Origin of the sequence: Comamonas sp. CMM02, from assembly GCF_014851485.1 — a bacterium.
Classification (GTDB): Bacteria; Pseudomonadota; Gammaproteobacteria; order Burkholderiales; family Burkholderiaceae_C; genus Comamonas; species Comamonas avium.
The window spans coordinates 1-297 of sequence record NZ_JACUZW010000018.1; the positions used below are offsets into that span (position 1 = coordinate 1).

Genomic DNA, 297 nt, shown 5'->3' on the forward strand with positions numbered 1-297 from the left:
CGACGGCGCTGGTGCCCACCAAGGTCACCTTGACCGTGTCAGGCGTATCGGCCACCACCACGTCTGCCGTGGCTGTGGTGTCCAGATTTTCAAAGTTACCGCCGCCATTGGTGCCTGTAATGGTCAGTGTCTCGGTGGCGCCATCCTTGTAGACGTCATCGCCCTGCACCGCAAACGCGGTCGATTGCACAACCGTGCCCGGCACATAGCCCACGCCAAACGTGATCGTGGCGCCGTTGCTCAGCGTCACCACCAGTTCGGTTTGTGGGGCATGGTCAAGGCTGCCGCCCACGGTCA

At 62.3% G+C, this 297-nt stretch carries 1 protein-coding gene; it reads right to left on the bottom strand.

From position 1 onward, the window contains the following. A partial coding sequence (locus IB213_RS17930; RefSeq protein WP_192408189.1) for an immunoglobulin-like domain-containing protein occupies positions 1-297 on the bottom strand: 297 nt, incomplete at both ends.